Raw genomic sequence first — 1,116 nt, 5'->3', positions numbered from 1 at the left:
TCACTGCCATCAACGACTCGGCCTTGCTCCATGTATACCGACTTAAATGTTTCCCATTGTGGCCACTCGCAGGTGTTAGCCCACAAGTAAGGAGACACGAACAACATAAGGAACGAGATGAGTTTTTTCATTATTCCTCTTCCTCAGTTTTTTCTAAACGTCTAGACGCGACTTGACGTAATACGCGCCAAAGCACAATGGTTACGATCACCACTAGCAAGGCGGCAAAGCACGCAACGATGACTGGGTGATTAGAGAAGTGATACCAAACGAGCTGCCACACAGGAAGCTTACCGACATAGTAGTGCGACCCCACGTTGTAGCTTGCTACTTCGTTATTTCTCAACGTCACCACCGAGCCAAACATGTGCTCCACTTTACCGGAGTCAGCCAACGCGCGATCAACCGACGAAAAATCTGACGGGTGAGCCGCCATAATAGAAATGACGCTGCGTTTTTTCGTAAATGGCGATTCTGCACCATAAATAGCAGCAAAAGAGCCCTCAGCCTCAACAGAAACATAATCCGCGGCCACTTGACGAGTATCACTTGGACTCATCCAGTTCATTCCGAGCTGCTTTTCATTTTTGCTTGGCAGGCGAATCTGTCTCTGACCCTCTTTAACCACTAAGTTAACTTGGTCTGGATTATTAGCGGCTTCTTCTAGTGCATCCACAACACCGATCGTCAGGATGTCTTTATCTTTTAGTTGCTCAGCATTCCATTTGTCTGTCAAAAGCACCTGAATACCTGGGTACCCAGAATCACGTCCTAACGACCCCATGACGTTTAAGAAGGTCTGCAACACTTCTTTTGGAGCTCTCTCTGGAACAACAATCGCAGTTTCTGACAAATCGGCCATGCGAGTGTAAGGGAAACCAGAAGTAGCAAAAGCGCGCATATTTGGCATTTCGATGTAGTGAGGGAAACCACTAAAATCAACCGTAGAGTCACCATCAATGACCGCGTATTGCTTACTTGGTTGCGTCACCTGACATTGCCCATCGGTCACCGACGCAAAGCCAAACTCAAACTCGATTTGGTTTTTACTGCCAACTTTAAAGGCCGGAATACGAACAAGCGCATCACCACTCAGAATACTGTCATCTAATAGAG

The 1,116-nt window shown here is 47.0% G+C and carries 1 protein-coding gene; it reads right to left on the bottom strand.

The features are described 5' to 3' along the window. Positions 1–130 precede the first annotated feature (130 nt). Positions 131–1,116, bottom strand: a 986-nt coding sequence (locus R7127_RS26710; RefSeq protein WP_318148736.1) for a cellulose biosynthesis cyclic di-GMP-binding regulatory protein BcsB, incomplete at its 5' end; no start/stop codon positions are given.

The organism is Vibrio sp. 1159 (genome assembly GCF_033340395.1).
GTDB classification, from domain to species: Bacteria; Pseudomonadota; Gammaproteobacteria; order Enterobacterales; family Vibrionaceae; genus Vibrio; species Vibrio alginolyticus.
The sequence above is the reverse complement of the archived record's forward strand: the minus strand, read 5'-3'. Positions and strand labels throughout refer to the sequence as shown.